The organism is Granulicella sp. dw_53, assembly GCF_018449545.1.
In the GTDB taxonomy this organism is placed as follows: Bacteria; Acidobacteriota; Terriglobia; order Terriglobales; family Acidobacteriaceae; genus Edaphobacter.
The window spans coordinates 88,807-108,431 of record NZ_JAAVUR010000017.1 but is presented as its reverse complement, the minus strand read 5'-3'; the positions used below and the strand labels follow the sequence as shown (position 1 = coordinate 108,431).

The window sequence follows — 19,625 nt, the reverse complement described above, 5'->3', positions numbered from 1 at the left end:
ACACAGTGGTAGCTTTGTCGCTAGGCGTGGTGCCTTCGATCTTCTATCGTTCTCTACATCGGCACGACTTCAATCTTCTTTAGTGCGGCGACGTATTTTTTCCGCCGCCGCCTTGGGAAAATCGTCTCGAGACAATCTACCCATAGCATGAACCATCGGCCCATAAGCCGTGGACAAAAACAATGCTGGGCTCTGCTGGATAGACATAAAGATGCTCCTTAGTTCTTGAAATAGGACAGGGGTTCGGATTTGTCCGGGGATCATTATTGCAAATTCGCATGTAGGCTTTTGCCCGTTTCGTTACCTGAGAGAAGGAATGCTGGCGGCAGCCGGAATATGTAACCCATAATGAAACGTATTAGAATAGGCAATCATGGGCGTCAGAAGATCTTTAAGCTAGCTTCTATCCCTTGTCATGAGTTCAGTTCCTACACCGACCGCGTCCGCAAGCATATAAGCTCGCCACATCTTCGCGGACAACCTGGCTATGGGAATCTGCATATTTTCATTGGCCTGAACGTTCTTATTAGGACAACGAGTCATCTTCCCGAACGAAAACAGAAAGAGCGAACCCTCTCTACATTCGTGGGCGACGATCAGCCAAACTCCAATCTGACCAAGCCCTTACATTCCCTACCCCTAAAATCTCCAGCAAAACACCTTGTCAAGGGCCAAATCAACCTAACCTTCTTCTACTCATCGAGATACAAGTGGCACTTTAGTTTTGGTCCACTCCGTAAAATAGAAGTAGAAGTAAGTTCATCGAGAGTCCGCTCAGTGCGGCAGCACCACAGGTCTTTTTAAATTTCATTCGTCCGGCATACAAGCGGAGGAAAAGACCAGCAAGGCAGGTCTCGCCAACTGAATCAAGCTGGCTTCACCGAACTCCCAAGCTAAGCCATCTCCAACCAAGAATTTGCCTCAATTTACCGGGGGGGGGGTCACTACGCCGTCTCTATATACAGACGGGCTACCGTCACCGCCCGGAGCCTAACTCCGCCACCATGGAACCAATCTCCACCACCGCCCCCGGATGAGCCAACGCCAACGCCCTCTGCCCCATCTCCATCCGCCTGGCATCGTCCCCCAGCAGATCCACCAGGGCAGCCAGCAACCGCTCCTCGTTCAACTCCGCCTCGACAATCATCTCCGCAGCACCAGCCGCCACAAACACATCCGCATTCTTCCTCTGGTGATCGTCCGCAGCCTGCGGAAACGGCACCAGCACCGCCGCCCTTCCCGCAGCCGCCAACTCCGCCATCGTGCTCGCACCGCTCCGGCAGAGGATCAGATCCGCCGCACCGAACTGCTCCGGCATATCGTCCAGATACGGCGTAACCCGTATCCTCTCCGAGACCACACCCAGCCGCTCATACGTCGCCCGAGTCGACTCCCCATGCCGCCCTCCCGTCTGGTGCACGATCTGAAGTCCTGGAAACCTCTCCAGCACCCGCTCCGCAATCCTCGGAATCAGTTCATTGAAGACCCGAGCCCCTTGGCTGGCCCCAAACACCAGCAGCCGCTTCGCCTCCCCCGCCCCCCGCGGAGCAATCGAAAAAAACTCCGCCCGCACAGGAGTCCCTGTCACCCGAGCCCCACGAAAGTACCGCCTCGTCTCATCGAAGTTCACCGCCGCGGCATCAACCCACCGCCCAACCAGCCGATTTGCCAGCCCAGGCACAGCATTCGGCTCAAACGCCAGCGTCGGAACCCGCAACAAAATCGCAGCCATCATCGCCGGCCCCGAAGCATACCCTCCCACTCCCACGACCACATCCGGCCGGAAGCCTCTGAGCAGCCCCACACACCGCCCCACCCCCAACGGCAGATCGAACAAGGTCCTGACCCGCGTCATCAAAGAAACATTCTTCAACTGCCCCACGCGGATCAACTCCAGCGGAAACCCCGCCTCCGGCACCAGCCGCGTCTCCAGCCCCCGAGCGGTCCCCACAAACCGCACCTCGGCCCCATACGCATCCCGCAACTCCCGCGCAATCGCCAGCGCCGGAATCACATGCCCACCAGTCCCGCCACCAGCAATCAAAACCCGCAACCCGAAACTCCCCCGCCCACTCTCTGGACCTTGGACCTTAATCGATCTCACGCGTCACATTCAACAACACACCCATTCCCGCTAGCGTAATAAACACGCTCGTCCCGCCGGAGGAGATCAACGGCAGCGGAATTCCCTTCGTCGGCAGCAGCGCCAAGACAACACTCATGTTGAAGAACGCCTGGACCAGAATCGCCGTAGTGAGACCGAATGCCAGAAACCGCGCAAACGGATCGGTCGAAAGCACCGCAGCCCGTAAGCCTCTGTAACCCAGCGCCACAAAGAGCGCCACAACGCATATCGCCCCGAGCAATCCCAACTCCTCGCACACATTCGCGAAGATGAAATCCGTGTGCGGCTCCGGCAGATAGAACAGCTTTTGCCTGCCTTCCATCAACCCCAGTCCTCGCAGTCCACCTGTTCCCACTGCAATCAGCGACTGTAGGATGTGGAATCCCGCTCCCCGCGGATCGGCCTCAGGGTTCAGGAACACACGTATCCTGGCCAATCGCCACGGGACCATCAGAAGCATATAAGCCAGCGCCGGCGTCGCTGCCATCAGTGGAATCGATAGATGCCACACCTTCGCCCCCGCCAGGTAAAGCATCAACACAGTAACCGCGACACATACGATCGCAGTTCCTAAATCCGGCTCAGCCGCGATCAGAACAGTCAGTACAGCCGGCAGCGCTACGGCCTTCAACACAGTACCTGTCAGATCGTCCATCAGATGAATTCTGCTCTGCAGGAAGTACGCGAGATACAAGATAAGGACTGGCTTAGCAATCTCCGACGGTTGAAAGGTGAACAGCCCCCCAAACCGGATCCACCGGTGCGTGTGATGCGAACCCGGCATTGCAAATACAGCTAGAAGCAGCAGAAGCTCAACCACCATGGCTGAAGAGACGAACTTCTGATTGTTGTATTTGCGATAGTCCACCTGCATCAAAATTGCCATCGCGATGAGTCCGAGCAACACCCACAATGCTTGCTTCGCGACATAACTATACGGAGAGCCAAGTGTCGCCTTCGCCATCACCGCCGAAGCCGAAAACACCATGACCAGCCCAAACAGCACCAGCAGTAACACGATGCCGAAGAGCCACTTGTCCACCCCGACTCTCTTCGCCATTCCTTACCTCATCCTTGTCTCTTTGCCATTCGTAGCTTACTTTTTGCCGTTCCTTAGCGTGCCTTTGTCATCCATAGCTTGCTTTGCCACTCCGTAGCGAAGCGAGGAATCAGCTTCACTTACAGAGCCGCAACGATCTCGCGGAACACACGTCCGCGATGCTCATAGTTCTCAAACTGGTCGAAGCTCGAACACGCTGGAGCCAACAGGACCACATCGCCTGGAACCGCAGACTCAGCCGCATCCTGCACAGCCACCTGCATCGTTCCCGCTGACTTCATCTTCACGACTCCCCGCAGTTGGTGCTCAATCTTTTCAGCCGCTGAACCAATGGTGTAAACAGCCTTGACTCGCTCCCGCAGCAGCTCTGCCATCTGCCCATAGTCCGAGTCCTTGTCCTTCCCACCCAGAATCAGGTGAATTCCCCCATCGAACGACGCCACAGCCTTCATCGTCGCGTCCACATTGGTCGCCTTCGAGTCGTTGTAGTAATCCACTCCCGCAACACTCGCTACAAACTCCAGCCGATGTTCCACTGCCTTGAACTGCGCCACAGCCTTCCGTATCACCTCGGCAGAAACTCCCGCGAGCCGCGCAACACACACCGCAGCCAGCACATTCTCCACATTGTGCGCGCCCTTCAGGGGAATCTCACTCACCGGCATAATCGGCTCCGCCTTCCCACCCTCCTTTGGCAGGAACAGCACGCTCTCCCCATGTACGAACGCCCCTTGCTTGATCGGTCTCCGCGCACTGAACCAGAACACCTGAGCGTTCGTCTTTCCCGCGACCATCTGCGTGGCCTTATCCTCCGCATTCAGCACCAGAAAGTCTCCCGACCCTTGCCGCTCCGTAATCCGCGCCTTCGCTGCCGCATAGTTCTCGAAGCTTCCATGCCGATCCAAATGATCCGGAGTAATGTTCAGCACTACCGATATCCATGGATGAAACTTCTCAACCGTCTCCAACTGGAAGCTCGAGACCTCCAATACGCTCACCGACTCATCCGAGCTCTTCTCCACCAGGTCGATCACCGGCAACCCGATGTTCCCACCCACCAGCGTCGGCAGACCTGCTGCCTTCAGAATCTCTCCCACCAGAGTCGTCGTGGTCGTCTTCCCATTCGACCCCGTAATCGCAACGATCTTGCCCTTCAGATACCGCGAGGCCAACTCCAACTCCCCAATCACTGGCAGCCCAAACGCGATCACCTGCTTCAACTCCGGCGTATCCATCGGCACACCAGGAGACACCACGATCAGATCCGACCGCCGAAACGTCAGCAGCCCATGTCCTCCCGTCTCCACCATGATGCCGGCCTCCAACAGCGCCGGAATCTCCCCTGCGAGCGCCACAGCATCCCGCGAATCGCTCACCGTCACCCGAGCCCCCTGCTCCCGCAAAAAATGCGCAGCCGAGATCCCACTCTTCCCCAACCCCACTACCAACACCCGCTTATTCTTCAAATCCATCGGCTACCTCGATCCGGTCATGATTGGTAAAGCGTCTTAACGCAGCTTCAAAGTAGTCAGCGCAAACAAGGCAAACACGAGCGCCAGAATCCAGAACCGCGCGATCACCTTGCTCTCGCTCCACCCCATCAATTCAAAATGGTGATGCAGCGGAGCCATCTTGAAGATCCTCTTCCCGTTCCGCAGCTTATAACTCCCCACCTGCAACATCACGCTCAACGCCTCAAGAATAAACACGCCACCGATAAACGGCAGCAGCAACTCCTGCTTGATCACGACCGCGACCGTCCCAATCGCACCTCCTAGCGCTAGCGACCCCACATCTCCCATAAACACTTCGGCCGGATGCGCGTTGTACCAAAGGAAGCCGATACTCGCCCCCACCATCGCCCCGCAGTACACCGTCAGTTCGCTCACCATCGGCATGCGCTGCAATTCAAGATAGTCGCTGAACACCACATGACCACTCACATACGTCAGTACCGTCAGCGCGCCGGCAGCAATAATCGTGCAGCCAATCGCCAGCCCATCCAGGCCGTCCGTAAGATTCACCGCATTGCTGGAACCCGCAATCACGATCATCACGAATACCACGAAGGGAAGGTACTCCAGCCAGTGCATGTGCGGAATATGCCCCATCCACTCCCACACCAAATCTGGCCGGAAGCGCTTTGCAAAAGGCACCATCAGCCGCGTCGAGTACCCACCCCGCACCTCCATCTTTAGCAGAGCCACCGCAACCCCGGCACTGGCAATGAACTGCAACGCAAGCTTCTGCCGGCCTGTAAGTCCCTTATTTCTCCGATGCACCACCTTGATATAGTCGTCTGCGAACCCGATCGCACCGAACGCCAGCGTCGACAACATCACCACCCACACAAACGGATTCGAAAGATCCGCCCACAACAACGTCGGAATCAGGATGGAGATGCAGATCAGCACCCCGCCCATGGTCGGCGTTCCGCTCTTCTTCTGATGGCTCTGCGGCCCTTCCTCGCGGATGTACTGGCCGATCTGGAACTCCCGCAGCTTATCGATCACATACGGCCCGATCAACAAACCGATCAGCAGCGCCGTCAGGCTCGCAAATACCGTGCGAAACGTCAGGTAGCGGAAGATACGAAAGAGGCGAAAGTAGGGGAACAGCTTCTGGTACAGCAACCAATAGAGCAAGACGTCTCCGCCCTCGACTTAGAGTCGATCACGTCATATGAGGGATAGGCCTGCGAACCGCTAACCCCCGGTCACAAGCTACCCGCTATCTTAACAGGGACGTCTGCCGTATCCACCCAACATTTTCCACCGCGAACCAAGCCGCATTCGCCTAAATGGGCAAGGCCGCCAGCGCCCGCTCCAAACGCACCCCACGCGAGGCCTTAAGCAGCACCGCATCGCCCTCCCGCAGATTCTCCACGAGCCACGCCCCGGCAGCCTCCGGCCCCTCCACAAATACCGCTGTAACCCCACCCTGCCTCGCCGCCTCCACCAACCGCTCCGCGGCTCCCCGCACCCCTACCACCACGGAGACCCCCCGTTCGGCCATCCGCCGCCCGCACTCCGCATGCAACTCCGCAGCAGCATCCCCCAGCTCCAACATCTCCCCGGCAACCACGACATGACGCTTCGCCGGCACCGCCATCAACGCATCCATCATCGCGTCCAACGCCCGCGGGTTCGAATTGTAACAATCGTTGATCAGTGTGGCCCCCCGCCACTCCAAAATCTCGCCCCGCTTGTCCCCTGCGTGCAACTCCCCAACCGCCGCTGCACACTCACTCAAGTCCATCCCACTCCGCACCCCCACTGCAATCGCCGCCAGAGCGTTGAGCACATTGTGACGCCCCAGCAGACGCAACTTCACAGGAGCCCGCTCCCCCTTCACCACGACATCAAACTCCATCCCGGCAACTCCCACCTCCATTACATTCTCCGCGCGCACCTCGGCTCCTGGCCCCGTCCCATACAGCACCGCACGGTCCCCCATGTCCCGCCCAAACCCCTTCACCCATTCATCATCGCCATTCAGTATGGCAATACCGTCGTTCGGCAGCGACGCGATCAACTCATACTTCGCAGCTGCAATCCCTTCCACTCCATTCGCAAAGAACTCCACATGCACCGGCGCCACGTTCGACACCACGCCCCAGTCCGGCTCCGCGATCTTCGCCAGCGCCGCGATTTCGCCCGCATGATTCATCCCCATCTCGATCACGGCGACCTCATGCTCCGCCTCCAAACGCAGCAGTTGCAGCGGCAACCCAAACCCATTGTTCAGGTTCCCCGCCGACTTCAACACCTTGAACCGCGCCCCCAGGACCTGCGCCACGGCATCCTTCGTGGTGGTCTTGCCTGCCGATCCCGTAACCCCAATCACTCTCTTCCCCCAGCTCCGACGGACCGCATGTGCCAACGTCTGCAACGCGCACAGGACACAATCCGGGCCCTCGGCGACCTTGAGCAGCTTGGTCTCATCCACCTCCGACGGAACCACCCATTGATTGCCTACCACCGCCGCTACCGCGCCATTCGCGAGCGCGGCTGCAACATACTCGTGACCATCCAGCCGCTCTCCCGTCACCGCGAAGAACAGCTCGCCAGCCCCGATCGTCCTCGAATCGATCGAATACCCGACTGCCTCGGCAGTCGTATCGAACTCCCCATCCGCGTGAATCCAATCCGCAACCAAACCCAATGTCAATTTCACCGAATCTCATCTCCAAAGAGCGCTCGCTCTTATCAGCCTTGAATCTCTTGAATCACCGCTACGCCGTGTCTTACCTTTCAAGCTCCGCCAAGACCCCAGCCGCCACCGCCACGTCATCGAACGGTACCGTCCCGCCCTTCAAGATCTGCACCTTCTCATGTCCCTTGCCTGCAATCAAAACGATATCCCCCGCCTTCGCCGCCCGAATCGCGGTCGCAATCGCGGTTGCCCGATCCTCCTCTACGATGCACTCCGTCCCGGTCTCCTTCACCCCGACCAAGGCTTCGTCGAGGATTGCAGCGGGCTCCTCGCTCCGCGGATTGTCGCTGGTCAGCACCACCAGATCGCTGCCCTCGCCTGCAGCCCGTCCCATCCGCGGCCTCTTCGTCCGGTCCCGGTCCCCGCCACACCCAAAGAGCGTGATCACCCTTCCACGCTGCTCCTTCACCAACTCCCGCGCCAGCGTAATCAGATTCCGCAACGCATCGTCGGTATGCGCATAGTCCACCACCACCGTCACACCGTTCCTCGATGGCACAACCTGAAACCGGCCAGGCACCTGCCTCAAACCCTCTGTTGCAGCCGCAACCTGCTCTAACGCCAATCCCCTGGCCAGCGCAGCACAAGAGGCGGCCAACAAGTTGTACACGTTCACCCGTCCCGTCAAAGGAGAATGTATCGCCAGATCTCCCTTGGGCGTCTTGAACAAAAACCTCGTCTCCCCGGCTGCCAGCACAACATCTTCTGCCCGATAGTCTCCACCGGCCAACCCGTACGTCATCACATTCGACCGCCCCGCGATTCGAATCACAGCCTCACCAACAGCGTCATCGGCATTCACCACCGCCACCCGAGGAGCCGGCGCTCCCTCCCCCTCAAACAACCTCAACTTCGCGGCAAGATAAGCCTCCATCGTCCCGTGATAGTCCAGATGATCCTGCGTGAGGTTCGTAAATATCGCAACATCCACCGGCAAACCCCACACCCTCTCCTGCTCCAGCGCGTGGCTGGACATCTCCATCACCGCCTCCGTCGCTCCTACTTTCACACCGTCCGCAAACACCCGCAACGTGTCCGAAGCCTCCGGAGTCGTATGCTCCGAGTCCCTCACCTCATCCCCCACATGCGTCTCGATCGTCCCAATCAGCACGCACTGCCGCCCGACGCTCCGCAACATCTGTTCCAACAGCAAAGCCGTCGTCGTCTTGCCATTCGTCCCCGTAACCGCACTCAGAGCCAGCTTCCTCTCCGGATGGCCCAGTATCGCTGCACTCACCTCCGCGAGCGCTCGCCTTCCCCGCTCCACCAGAGCCGCTCCCACCTCAGGATGCATCAGCCGCAGTACGTCATACGCCTCACGCGAATCCGTCACGATTGCAGCCGCACCCTGCGCAATCGCCGACTCTATATATCGATTCCCGTCCGCAACGCCACCCCTCATCGCGACAAATACATCGCCGCGCTTTACGCGCCTGGAGTCATACTCCACCCCACCAACCTCGACCAACCCCCCAGCCGAAGCGAACTCCGCCACCGACACCCGCGCCATTGCATCCATCCACCGCATAGCTCGATTCTAAGCCCCCAAAACTGCACTAGCCCGATGGACCTTGAGCCTGCTTATCGAGCGAACCGCACCACAACCTCGGTTCCCATGGGCACCATGGTCCCCGCCGCAGGAAACTGCTCCCGCGCCAACCCACTTCCCACAGGCTGGACCCGCAGTCCCGCTCCACCCGCCCGTTCCACAACTGTCCGCAGTGCTGCACCACCAAACACCGGCACTGCAACCTTCTGCGTAGCATCTACCATTACCGCGCCGGAGCCCTGCGCCTTCGAAGAAACCTTCGAGGCCGGAACCGAAGCCACCGTATCCTCCGGCATCCCCAACCCGCTCTCGCTCCTCGTCCTGAAGGCGGCCAGCACCTTAGCCGGAATCAGATTCGCCATCGTCGAACTCTTACTTCCACTGACCCTACTTACAGCGGGCGCGCTGGGAGGCGGCGCTACGCTCGTGACACTCTGCGTGGCTGCGGCAGCAGCGTTCGCCGGAGCCCGTAGCGGGTCGTCTGCCGGCAAGTTATTGATCTCGGAGAAGAGCGAGTCCAGATCCGCCACCTGCTCCGAAGGAGCTCCATCTACCGGTTCATTCTTCACCGAAGCCAGCAACTCCTTCTTTGTCTTCAACGGCTGATCATGTGGGACGCCCAGATATTCGAGAACCTGTTGCGCCACATCCGCGAAGACCGGTGCACTTACAGCGCCGCCATAGTGCGCCAAGTCGCCACCTGCGGTCGGAGTGTCGATCACAACCGCCACCGCAATCGCCGGATTACTGACCGGTGCAAATCCCGCAAAGCTCGCCACCAGCTTCGTGTGCGAGTATGTGTGCGTCGCTACATCGATCTTCTGCGCCGTCCCGGTCTTGCCGCCCGCGCTATATCCATTCAGCCGCGCCTTGGAACCAGTGCCCTCGTTGACGGTGCCCTGCATCATCATCCGCATCTTCGCTGAAGTCAGCTCCGAGATCACCCGGTGCGCCCCATCGGGCAGCGTCGCAGGCAACTGGTTCACCGGATGGAACGCCACTGGCTTCAACCGCGGATCGCCTTTTAACTGGTCCGTCGAACCCAGCAAAACATGCGGAGGCATATAGACTCCACCATTTGCAAGCGTGCTCACCATCGTTACCAGTTGCACCGGCGTAACGCCGATCTCTTGCCCGATCGCCAGTGACAGAATGCTGGTCGCCCCCCACTTCTTCGGATTCCGCAGCAGACCGCGTGTCTCGCTCGGCAGCTCGATTCCACTTCGATCACCGAAGCCGAAAGCTCTCATATAGTCGTAGAACTTTTGATTGCCGACCTTCAACGCCATCTTCGCCGCGCCGACGTCGCTTGAGTGCTCCAGCGCATACTGCACCGTTACCACACCGAAGTGGTCGCTCCGGTCGTCGTGCAAGGTGCGGCCATACATGGTCATCGCGCCACCCTGGCAGTCCACCATGTCTGTCGGCTGGACTCCGGCAGAATCCAGTGCCGCCGAATACGTCACCAGCTTGAAGGTCGACCCGGGCTCATAGATATCGCTCACCGCCAGGTTCTGCAGCACACTCGAATCCATGTGCCGCTGATCGTTCGGGTTGAAACGAGGCGAGACCGCCAGCGCCAGGATATGACCGGTATGTGGATCCTGTACCACCACCGTGCCATGCAGAGCCTTCACCTTCTCCATCTGCGCATCCAGCGCCCGCTCTGCCATGTACTGAATATTCGCGTCGATCGTCAGCACCAGGTTCTCACCCGGCATCGGCTGGCTCTCTTCACTGGTCAGCGCCTGACGCTTGGCGTCCACGCCAATCACCATGTGCCCGGCGACGCCATGCATGTCGTCGTCGAACTGCTGCTCCAGACCGCCCAATCCATTGTCGTCCGCGCCGACATAGCCTAGCACCTGCGCCGCCAGATCGTTGTTCGGATAGAACCGCTTGAACTCCTTCTGCAGATACACGCCCTTCAGATTCAACTCACGCACCCGGGTCGCCGTATCCGCGTCCAGCCGTCGCGCCACCCATGCAAAGTTGCGCGATGCAGTGAACCGCGCCAGCATCTGCTGCTTCGAGGTAAAGTTGTCCCGCGCATCCGAGTGCACGATCCCCGCCAGCAACTCCGCTGCATTTGCCCGATTCGCACCCAGCTCCGAAGGCACCGCATACACGCTGTCTACCGACACCGTCATCGCCAGCTCACGCAGATTGCGGTCATACAGCAGACCGCGCCGCGGAGCCACCTCGAAGGTCCTCTGCTGTTGCTTCGCCGCGGTCTCGACGTAGTGTCCATGACGAATGAGTTGCAGCCATCCCAGCCGCAACCCAATGATCATCGTCCAGCTAAAAAAGAAGAGCGCCACCCAGACGAATCGCATCCGCCGGATTGGAGCGGTCATCGTCTGCCGTGGCGGCTTATGCATATAGAAAGATCCTTACGACAAAATCGTTTGCTTTTGAAGGTTATTGCTTAGATCTCAAACCTCGGCTTTGCTGATGAGTCCTACTGAATAGCCAGCGTCGGAGTTACAGCCTGTGCCACCACAGGAGCGTTCGCATCGCCACCCTCAGGCCGTACAACCTGTCCCGGCTGTGGTGCTGCGAGTCCAAGATCCTTGGCCATCCGGTCGATCCGCTCAGGGTCCGTCAACTGAGCCTCGCTCAGCCGCAACTGCCGGTTCTGCTCGCGCATCTGCTCGACCTGCAGCTTCTGGGCCTCCACCTGATATCCAACCTCGATCGCCGTGAAGTGCTGCCACACATAGACCATCACCAGCAGAAACAGCAGACCCATCACCGAGGTGAACGAACGCATCTCGCGACGCCGTTCCGGATCATCCGCCTTTACGATGCGGCTGTTATCAATATGTTTTGCGAAGAAGACCTCAGGCGTCGGTCCGCGACGCGCCTTCTTCTGCGACTCGAACAACAAACGGTTCCGCTCGGCCAGAGACTCCCCACGACCCCGCGACCCAGTTCGCGAACCCATCATCTCCATCTGTTGTCCTGCCATCGCCGTCGTCGCCATCACTACACCTCAAGAAACTTACTTTGTGCTCTCCAAACTTACGAAACCGGACCAGGGTCGCTATGGAGGAAGGGACTGTTTGGAACGGTTGTCTTTCGCCTGAAAGAAGGTGGGACAACCCTGGCCCGATCACTTGTTTGCCTCTTCTTGCTCCCTGTACCGCTCAACTCTAAGGAGAGGCTGAAATCTAAACTTGGTTTCCTACTCCGAGCCCTTGGCCCTAACCCCTGCGCCCTGGCTTCTCCGCCGCTCGCATCTTCGCGCTTCGACTGCGCGGATTCCTCATCTGCTCTTGCTCTGCCGCAACCACCGGCTTCTTCGTCAAAACCTCTAAAACCTTGTTCCGTCCTGCTTCGCGGAACGCATCTTTTACCAGCCGGTCTTCCAGCGAGTGGAAGCTGATCAACACCAGCCTTCCGCCCGGCTTCAGTAGAGATACCGCGCTCTCCAGCAGCGATTGAATCTCTCCCAGCTCGTTATTCACTCGAATCCGAAGTGCTTGAAAGGTCCGCGTCGCCGGATGAATCTTCTCGCCTTTCATTGATGGGGCCTCGGCCGATATGATTCGAGCTAACTCCACTGTCGTCGATATCGGCCGGGCCCGCACAATGGCTCTGGCGATTCTCCGCGACCTCCTTTCCTCTCCGAATTCGTAAATCAGGTCGGCGAGCTCGTTTTCGTCCTCCTGATTTACCACTTGCTCGGCCGTCTCACCGCTGCGCGTATCCATCCGCATATCGAGCGGTCCATCGGTCCGAAAACTAAATCCTCTGTGCCCCTCGTCCAGTTGCAGGCTGCTGACTCCAAAGTCAGCGAGCAGGCCATCCAGGCTCCCCGGTTTAATCCGGCTCTTCGCCTCGGAGAACGCCATCGGCTCAAACACCACCGTTGGCATCTCCTTCCCTTCAGCCTCCAACTCGGCCTTCACTTCTTCCAGCCGAATCTTCGCCGCTGCCATCGCCTCCGGGTCGCGGTCAAAGCAGATCAGCTTGCCCTTGCCGCCCAGCCTCTTCGCAATCTCCGAAGAGTGCCCCGCCAGACCCAGCGTCGCATCTACGATCACGCCGCCCGGCCGCACATTCAAGTACTCCATTGCTTCTTCTAAAAGAACCGGCACATGTTGCGGTTTAGCCATCTCGTCCCGCCTTCTGTGCTCCCCCTGGGGGGCAAAATCAAAATCCGTCTTACAAACTCTTCGGCATCGTCTTCTCGGCAAACGCCGCCAGATCGCTCGCCGTCAACTCGATCGTGCTGCCTGCGCCCATTACCTCGGCCTTGAACAGCTCTGCGTTCACGACCTCCAGGTGATCCTGCGAACCCAGTACATTTACTTCGCCCTTCACCGTCGCCGAATCCCGAATCAACTGCGGAATCAACAACCGGCCCTGCCCATCCATCTCCGCCATCTGTCCGTAGTAGTTCGTTACGTCCAGGAACTTCTTCCTCACCGGGTCCATCGGGGAGAGCTTCTGCAGCGAGGACTCGATCGCCTCCCATGCCTTCAGCGGATAGAGCTTCGCCCGCTTCCCATCCAGACTCGTGATGTAGAACTGCGCCCCGTAGATCTCATCCACCTCACGTTTGAAGTCCGCCGGCAACTTCAGTCGGCCCTTCTCGTCCACGCGCGTTGGGTGATTTCCCCGGAACATTAACAACCTCAATCCCTAACAACACTCAAAAGCCCTTCATCTTGACGTCCAGCAGTACAATTCTTTCAAGATGTACCAAGTTTGGTCCCAAATGATCCATTTTTGACCACTTGACTCCACTATCCTGACCCGACGCTTCCCCCCTGTAAAGTCCTAAATTCCGCAATTCTCTGCATAACTGGGAGCTAAATGTGGAAAACTCCGCCCCTTGTACTAGATAGGGTCGACCACACTACCTGAAGTGTTGTACTGTTTGGTTCGCGTCATACCTGATACTTGCGGCCCCACCCGGGCATCTGATAGGCGAATCAAAAGCGAAAGTCCACCCTTTAGATTAAATCCAACCCACCCAAAGAACGCGCACCGACAAAAAGCTGCGCTATAACAAAGTTTCAAATAAGGACATTAACGCAGAGTTCACGCTTCAGCTCTTATCAACACTTATCCCTTAGATCACCGTTACGCCTTACCTCTAACTACCCGCTGCTTCTTCCTCTGCAGCAGCCACACCAGGTAAGCCAACACCAACAGATTGATCACCAGCAGACCCAGCCGGAACCAATTAGGCCGTCGCGCCAGTTCATAGAGCTCCCAGGGCAAGAACGAGATCGTCAGCACCAGCGTCAGATACTCCGCCCACACCTTCTCCATCAGCAGCCCTACACCCTCCGTCAGGGCCAGCGCCGAGTAGGCAAATGTGGCAAAGCCAATCTCCCGCAACCGGTGTGCATCGATCAGATCGACCTTCTCCAACAGGATCGATACGATCCGGCTCTCCGGATCGAACCGCAGCGCTGTCGCCAACTTCAACAACTCGTCGCCCAGATCTTTGTGCAGCAGATGAAGCGCACCCACTCCGATGCAGAAGAACAGCAGCGCCTTGCCCAGCTTGAAGAGCCCGATCAGCAACAGCCCACGATCACGCGTGCCGCTTGAGCCCTTCTCTCCTCGCGCGTCCGCAGGCTTGTCCTGCGGACGGGAAGTACGTCCGGGCGCCTCTGCGATCTCGATACTGGACGGTTGTTTAGCCATGACCCTATGACCTTCAGTTGACGGGGAGCCGCACGAAATGTCAACGCCCCTTCGGTTGCAGTCTATCCAAGCTTCCTTGCATCATGCGCCGAAGGCTCTTACAACGTCTATCGTCGGAAGGTGAAAGCTGGCCGCCCGACTAAAGCTCGACACCTGCCTCCGATCCATCCCAAAAATCGCTCCTGTACTCTGATACCAGGCTGACCGGCCCCGAGACCTGACTCCTGCCCTATGCCCCACATCTTTCACTCCGAGCAGTGGCTTCCCTACCCCGTTGAGCTCGTCTTCGCCTTTTTTGCCAACCCTGAGAATCTTCCCCGCCTCATGCCCCCATGGCAGAGAGCCCGCATCGAAGAAGCAGCCTTCGCGCCCCCGCCTCCCCGTCCCCTCGCGCCAGACCCAGCTCTCCGCCTCAAAACCATCGCCGCCGGGGCCGGCACCCGCATGACCATCAGCTTCCGCCCCTTTCCCTACTCTCCTATACGCGTCCCCTGGGAGGCTGAGATCTCCGAGTTCGTCTGGAACGATCACTTCTGCGACCTACAGCTCCGCGGCCCCTTCGCATATTGGCACCACTGCCATCGCCTCCTGCCCAAGGCTCACACCAATGCCTCCGGCGTCACCGTGCAAGGCACTCTGGTCCGGGACGAGATCGAGTATGCCCTCCCCTTCGGCCCTCTAGGTGTCCTGGCGCAGCGTCTCTTCATCGTGCGGCAACTCCACAGCACCTTCAGCTACCGTCACCACCGCACCGCGGAACTCCTGCCCCTCATGTTTCCCCGTTAAAGAGAAAAGGGCCACCGAAGCGGCCCTAATATCAAAACCCACCAAATTCTACCGAATCGCCATCCGCCGGCTCTCCATCGCCACCAGGAAAGACCGCGCCTTCTCCAGCGCGCCCTCTGCAGTCAACCCATACTTCTCCCGCAGAGCCTCCACCTTACCGTGCTCGATGAACGAATCAGGCCATCCCACCCGCACCGTCGGAACCTGCAGCTCCAGGGCATTCATCGTCTCCAGCACCGCCGATCCGAATCCTCCCGCCAGGACGTGGTCCTCCATCGTAATCACCAACTCGCTGCGGCTCCCATACTCCGCGACGCATTGCCGGTCGATTGGCTTTGTAAATCTCGGGTTGATCACCGCCGCCCCAAATCCCTCTGCCTTCAACATCTCCGCCAGCCGCATCGCCTCGGGCAGCATCGCGCCCAGCCCGAAGATCGCGACGTCCACCTCGCCTTGCGGCTCGTAAATCACCTCGGCCTTGCCAATCTCGATGGCAACCGGCTTCGCCTTTACAGGCGTACCCGGTCCCGTACCCCGTGGATATCGAATGGCGCTCGGTCCCTCGTGCAGCAGAGCCGTATACATCATGTCCGCCAGCTCGTCCTCATCCTTCGGGACCATGTGGACGATGTTCGGAATCCCGCGCAGATAGCTGATGTCGAAGAGCCCATGGTGCGTCGGCCCGTCATCTCCGCTCAAGCCGCCGCGATCCATGCAGAAGACCACCGGCAGATTTTGCAGGCACACGTCATGCACGATCTGGTCGAACGCCCTCTGCAAAAACGTAGAGTAGATCGCACAGAAAGGCCGATACCCCTTCGTCGCCATGCCCGCGGCGAAGATCACCGCATGCTCCTCTGCGATCCCCACATCAAAGTACCGCTTCGGATGATATGGCCGGAAGAGATCCAGCGCCGTGCCGTTGGGCATCGCCGCCGTAATCGCCACGACCTTGTCGTTCGCGGTCGCCAGCCCCGTCAGAGCCTCGGCAAAGATCTCCGAATAGGTCTTCTGCCCCGTCGGCTTCGTCTCGCCCGTCTCTGCGTCGTACGGCCCCAGACCATGGAACTTCTTCTGCTTTTCAATCGCTGGCTGGAACCCGCGTCCCTTCTGGGTAATCGCATGCAGCACCACTGGCTTGTTCTGCTGCTTAAGGAACCGGAAGGTGTCGATCAGCAACGGCAGATTATGTCCGTCAATCGGTCCGAAGTAGCTCAGCCCGAACTCCTCGAACAACATTCCGGGCCCAATCAAGCCCTTCGCGGCCTCTTCGGCCTTCCGGGCCACATGCCGCACCGTCTTGCCGCCGAACCGCTCCAGCAATCCCGCCGCCCGGTCATGCAGGCTCGAGACCGTCGGATTTGTCACAATCTTATGGAAGTACTCCGCAATCGCGCCGACATTCTTATCGATCGACCACGCATTGTCGTTCAGCACCACAATCAGCCGCTTGGTCTGCGCTGCGATGTTGTTGAGTGCCTCAAACGAGATGCCGTTGGTAAACGCCGCATCTCCGGCCAGGGCGACCACATGCTCGTCCCCACCCGACATATCTCTCGCCACCGCCATCCCCAACGCCGCAGAGAGTGCCGTACCGGCATGGCCCGCGCCGAAGCTGTCGTGCTCGCTCTCCGTCCGCAGCATAAAGCCGTTCAAGCCGCCCGGCTGGCGAATCGTGTGAAACAGCTTCTCCCGTCCCGTAAGCAGCTTGTGGACATAAGCCTGATGGCTCACATCGAACACAAAGTGATCTTTCGGGGTATCGAAGACATAGTGCATCGCAATCGTCAGTTCCACAACCCCAAGGTTGGGTCCGATGTGTCCACCTGTCTTCGCTACCCCGACGATCAGACGTTCACGTATCTCCTCCGCCAGCAACTCCAGCTGCGTTATCGATAATTGTTTTACGTCTGCAGGGGAAGTAATCTGCTCGAGAATCGAACTCATCCGGAATCCTGTTTCTGCCGCCCGGAGCACAGAAGCCCCGGCGCCGCACGCCGCTCGTCAACCGAGCCGGCGCAGTGCCACAGCCAACTAGTATATCAATCTCTTGCGCTCTTTACCGCACGTTTTCTAAGGCAACCCCGGCGAATCGTCTTTCAATCTAAGCCTCAATGATTAGGTCGATCTGGATCGTGGCGGCAATCATCTGCGGAATTAGCGTCCTCGCAATTTGCATCGCCCCTTTGGTCGATCTACCCGCAACCAGCCTTCGCACAGACTATCTCGCCTACCTGGCGATCCTCTTAGAAGGCTGCTTCCTCATGGCCATATCCGCTAGAAACGCCAACCTGCGCAAGGCCGCCACCTCCTTTTATCCGGAACCCACTCTCTTTCACGAACGGCGGACAGCTTATCTTCCTGCTCCGCTGGACGTCAATAACGTTCTTCGTCGCTAACTTCTTCCCCTGCTCCTTCGTCCTGAGACATTAACTACAATTACGCGAGAGCGTTCAGGGAGAGCAATGAAGTCTTCGGAAGTTATGCAGGCCTGGAAGTCCATTCTTACGGGAAGGCGTCCTTCCCTGTCCATCGAAATTACGCGCGAGTGCCCATTGCGCTGCCCAGGATGCTACGCCTACGATCCGGCTCACCTGGGAGGCGATGGCAACGTAACCCTCCGGCAACTATCCGACTACAAGAACGACGAGCTCGTCAGAAACGTCCTTCATCTCGTCGATATCCATCAACCGCTCCATGTCTCGATCGTCGGCGGCGACCCTTTGGTCCGCTTCCGCGAGCTCGAAGCCATCCTCCCCGAGCTCGACCGCCGCGGCATCTACGTCCAGATCGTCACCAGCGCCTTCCGCCCCATCCCTGCTCATTGGGCAGACTTCAAGCGCCTGAGCGTCGTCGTCTCCATCGACGGTCTACAACCCGAGCACGACGTCCGCCGCGCCCCTGCCACCTACGAGCGCATCCTCAAGAACCTCGCCCAGGCCAAAGTCACCGTCCACTGCACCATCACCGGCCAGATCGCCAGCCGCCCCGGCTACCTCGAAGAGTTTCTTCGTTTTTGGACGGAGAGGCCCGAAGTCAATAAAGTCTGGATGAGCCTCTTCACCCCGCAGATAGGCGCCGAAGGCCCCGAGCTGCTGACGCCCGCCGTGCGCGCCGCCGTCATCGAGGAGCTTCTCCGCCTCCGTCCCCTCTATCCCATCCTCGACATGCACGAGCTGGCCATCCGCGAGTACATGGACCCGCCTAAATCCCCCGCCGACTGCATCTTCGCCCGCACCACCCACAGCGTCTCAGCCGATCTCAAAACCGTCATCACACCCTGCCAATTTGGCGGTCAGCCGGACTGCTCCCAATGCGGCTGCTTCGCCTCCATGGGCCTCGCCGCTGTCGGACACTACAAGGTAGCGGGCGGTCTCACTGCCGGTCATTTATTTAAAGCCTCCGATATCGTTGGACAAAACGTCAGCAGACTCCTACATTCCAAAAAGCAGAGGTCTTTACATTGATAACTTCCTATCTGACTCATCAGACAATTCAAATTGAAAGCGAAGATCTCGCATCGCCCCTCTGCCCAGAGGAAACAGACCTTCGTCGACAGCTCGTCCACTTCGGTAGATGGGTTCACCGTCTCGGCTATACGCCGGGCACCGCCGGCAATCTTTCGGTCCGGCTTGATTCAAAGCTCATCCTCGCTACCCCAACAGGTTGTAGTAAAGCGCTCCTGTGCTCCGACGACATGGTCATCCTCGACAACGAAGGCCATAAGCTCTCCGGCGCGCGCAACGTCACCAGTGAGATCGGGATGCACCTCGCCGTCTACCGCCTTCGTCCGGACGTTCAGGCTATCGTCCACACCCACCCACCCATCGCAACGGCCTTCGCGGCCTGTCGCAAGGCCCTCGACCAACCCATCTGTTCAGAGATCCTGATGACCACCGGCCTGGTTCCCCTGGCCTCCTACGCGACCACCGGGACCGAAGAGGTCAGCGCCAGCCTCGAACCCTTCATCCCCCACCACGACGCAATTCTCCTGGCCAACCACGGCCTGCTAACCTACGGCACATCCTTGCCCGACGCCTTCATGAAGACCGAGACGGTAGAGCACTTCGCCCAGGTCAGCCTGGCGGCCCACCAACTCGGCGGAGGCACATCCCTCCAGGAACGCGACATCGAGAAGCTAAAACAGGCACGGGCGCGTTATAAGCAAAACGCTGCCCAAAACCCACCCTGTAACTAGCATCTCCGAAGACGCTGAAACGCCA

Annotated in this window: 17 protein-coding genes; 4 read left to right on the top strand and 13 right to left on the bottom strand. The window is 58.8% G+C overall.

Translation table 11 applies throughout. The annotated features are described in order from the left end of the window. Window positions 1-69 precede the first annotated feature (69 nt). The 12 genes from HB393_RS21475 to HB393_RS21420 all read right to left on the bottom strand — a co-directional run bounded on the left by HB393_RS21475 (window position 70) and on the right by HB393_RS21420 (window position 14,616). Window positions 70-207, bottom strand: a complete 138-nt coding sequence (locus HB393_RS21475) for a hypothetical protein (RefSeq protein WP_213807254.1) — start codon at window positions 205-207, stop codon at window positions 70-72. Window positions 208-976: 769 nt separating this feature from the next. Beyond that, the gene (gene murG, locus HB393_RS21470; protein WP_213807253.1) at window positions 977-2,053 is read right to left on the bottom strand and encodes an undecaprenyldiphospho-muramoylpentapeptide beta-N-acetylglucosaminyltransferase; all 1,077 of its coding nucleotides are present in this window, start codon (window positions 2,051-2,053) and stop codon (window positions 977-979) included. A gap of 37 nt (window positions 2,054-2,090) precedes the next feature. Then, the gene (ftsW, locus tag HB393_RS21465) at window positions 2,091-3,185 is read right to left on the bottom strand and encodes a putative lipid II flippase FtsW (protein WP_213807252.1); all 1,095 of its coding nucleotides are present in this window, start codon (window positions 3,183-3,185) and stop codon (window positions 2,091-2,093) included. A 119-nt stretch (window positions 3,186-3,304) separates the two neighbouring features. Beyond that, on the bottom strand, window positions 3,305-4,657 hold the full coding sequence (gene murD, locus HB393_RS21460) for a UDP-N-acetylmuramoyl-L-alanine--D-glutamate ligase (protein ID WP_213807251.1): 1,353 nt from the start codon (window positions 4,655-4,657) through the stop codon (window positions 3,305-3,307). 36 nt (window positions 4,658-4,693) lie between these two features. After that, the gene (gene mraY, locus HB393_RS21455) at window positions 4,694-5,830 is read right to left on the bottom strand and encodes a phospho-N-acetylmuramoyl-pentapeptide-transferase (RefSeq protein WP_213807250.1); all 1,137 of its coding nucleotides are present in this window, start codon (window positions 5,828-5,830) and stop codon (window positions 4,694-4,696) included. A gap of 151 nt (window positions 5,831-5,981) precedes the next feature. Further along, on the bottom strand, window positions 5,982-7,361 hold the full coding sequence (gene murF, locus HB393_RS21450; protein WP_213807249.1) for a UDP-N-acetylmuramoyl-tripeptide--D-alanyl-D-alanine ligase: 1,380 nt from the start codon (window positions 7,359-7,361) through the stop codon (window positions 5,982-5,984). A 70-nt stretch (window positions 7,362-7,431) separates the two neighbouring features. After that, on the bottom strand, window positions 7,432-8,928 hold the full coding sequence (locus HB393_RS21445; protein ID WP_213807248.1) for a UDP-N-acetylmuramoyl-L-alanyl-D-glutamate--2,6-diaminopimelate ligase: 1,497 nt from the start codon (window positions 8,926-8,928) through the stop codon (window positions 7,432-7,434). Between the two features lie 53 nt (window positions 8,929-8,981). Next, window positions 8,982-11,330: a penicillin-binding transpeptidase domain-containing protein gene (locus HB393_RS21440; RefSeq protein ID WP_213807247.1), complete on the bottom strand. Its 2,349-nt coding sequence runs from the start codon at window positions 11,328-11,330 to the stop codon at window positions 8,982-8,984. Between the two features lie 80 nt (window positions 11,331-11,410). Beyond that, window positions 11,411-11,935, bottom strand: coding sequence for a septum formation initiator family protein (locus HB393_RS21435; protein ID WP_213807246.1), 525 nt, complete (start codon window positions 11,933-11,935; stop codon window positions 11,411-11,413). 220 nt (window positions 11,936-12,155) lie between these two features. Further along, the gene (rsmH, locus tag HB393_RS21430) at window positions 12,156-13,070 is read right to left on the bottom strand and encodes a 16S rRNA (cytosine(1402)-N(4))-methyltransferase RsmH (protein ID WP_213807245.1); all 915 of its coding nucleotides are present in this window, start codon (window positions 13,068-13,070) and stop codon (window positions 12,156-12,158) included. A gap of 49 nt (window positions 13,071-13,119) precedes the next feature. Next, entirely contained in the window at window positions 13,120-13,584 is a 465-nt protein-coding gene (locus HB393_RS21425; RefSeq protein WP_213807244.1) for a division/cell wall cluster transcriptional repressor MraZ, read from the bottom strand. A gap of 459 nt (window positions 13,585-14,043) precedes the next feature. Then, window positions 14,044-14,616, bottom strand: coding sequence for a DUF2127 domain-containing protein (locus HB393_RS21420; RefSeq protein WP_213807243.1), 573 nt, complete (start codon window positions 14,614-14,616; stop codon window positions 14,044-14,046). Between the two features lie 231 nt (window positions 14,617-14,847). Between HB393_RS21420 and HB393_RS21415 the strand changes: the two genes are divergently transcribed. Then, entirely contained in the window at window positions 14,848-15,402 is a 555-nt protein-coding gene (locus HB393_RS21415; RefSeq protein ID WP_213807242.1) for an SRPBCC family protein, read from the top strand. Between the two features lie 48 nt (window positions 15,403-15,450). Here HB393_RS21415 and dxs read toward each other — a convergent pair whose 3' ends face one another. After that, window positions 15,451-17,349, bottom strand: a complete 1,899-nt coding sequence (dxs, locus tag HB393_RS21410) for a 1-deoxy-D-xylulose-5-phosphate synthase (protein ID WP_213807241.1) — start codon at window positions 17,347-17,349, stop codon at window positions 15,451-15,453. Between the two features lie 167 nt (window positions 17,350-17,516). On the opposite strand from dxs, the gene HB393_RS21405 reads away from it, so the two are divergent. The 3 genes from HB393_RS21405 to HB393_RS21395 all read left to right on the top strand — a co-directional run bounded on the left by HB393_RS21405 (window position 17,517) and on the right by HB393_RS21395 (window position 19,600). Next, window positions 17,517-17,801, top strand: coding sequence for a hypothetical protein (locus tag HB393_RS21405; RefSeq protein WP_213807240.1), 285 nt, complete (start codon window positions 17,517-17,519; stop codon window positions 17,799-17,801). 66 nt (window positions 17,802-17,867) lie between these two features. Continuing rightward, window positions 17,868-18,869: a radical SAM protein gene (locus HB393_RS21400; RefSeq protein ID WP_213807239.1), complete on the top strand. Its 1,002-nt coding sequence runs from the start codon at window positions 17,868-17,870 to the stop codon at window positions 18,867-18,869. Continuing rightward, window positions 18,866-19,600, top strand: coding sequence for a class II aldolase/adducin family protein (locus tag HB393_RS21395; protein WP_255551466.1), 735 nt, complete (start codon window positions 18,866-18,868; stop codon window positions 19,598-19,600). Before HB393_RS21400 ends, HB393_RS21395 begins: the two co-directional genes overlap by 4 nt. Window positions 19,601-19,625: the final 25 nt, after the last annotated feature.

Coding starts and splice junctions, on each gene's coding strand:
- HB393_RS21475 (WP_213807254.1), bottom strand. CDS start 207: ATGTCTATCCAGCAGAGCCCAGCATTGTTTTTGTCCACGGCTTATGGG.
- ftsW (WP_213807252.1), bottom strand. CDS start 3,185: ATGGCGAAGAGAGTCGGGGTGGACAAGTGGCTCTTCGGCATCGTGTTA.
- murD (WP_213807251.1), bottom strand. CDS start 4,657: ATGGATTTGAAGAATAAGCGGGTGTTGGTAGTGGGGTTGGGGAAGAGT.
- HB393_RS21445 (WP_213807248.1), bottom strand. CDS start 8,928: ATGCGGTGGATGGATGCAATGGCGCGGGTGTCGGTGGCGGAGTTCGCT.
- HB393_RS21440 (WP_213807247.1), bottom strand. CDS start 11,330: ATGCATAAGCCGCCACGGCAGACGATGACCGCTCCAATCCGGCGGATG.
- HB393_RS21435 (WP_213807246.1), bottom strand. CDS start 11,935: ATGGCGACGACGGCGATGGCAGGACAACAGATGGAGATGATGGGTTCG.
- rsmH (WP_213807245.1), bottom strand. CDS start 13,070: ATGGCTAAACCGCAACATGTGCCGGTTCTTTTAGAAGAAGCAATGGAG.
- HB393_RS21425 (WP_213807244.1), bottom strand. CDS start 13,584: ATGTTCCGGGGAAATCACCCAACGCGCGTGGACGAGAAGGGCCGACTG.
- HB393_RS21420 (WP_213807243.1), bottom strand. CDS start 14,616: ATGGCTAAACAACCGTCCAGTATCGAGATCGCAGAGGCGCCCGGACGT.
- HB393_RS21415 (WP_213807242.1), top strand. CDS start 14,848: ATGCCCCACATCTTTCACTCCGAGCAGTGGCTTCCCTACCCCGTTGAG.
- dxs (WP_213807241.1), bottom strand. CDS start 17,349: ATGAGTTCGATTCTCGAGCAGATTACTTCCCCTGCAGACGTAAAACAA.
- HB393_RS21405 (WP_213807240.1), top strand. CDS start 17,517: ATGATTAGGTCGATCTGGATCGTGGCGGCAATCATCTGCGGAATTAGC.
- HB393_RS21400 (WP_213807239.1), top strand. CDS start 17,868: ATGAAGTCTTCGGAAGTTATGCAGGCCTGGAAGTCCATTCTTACGGGA.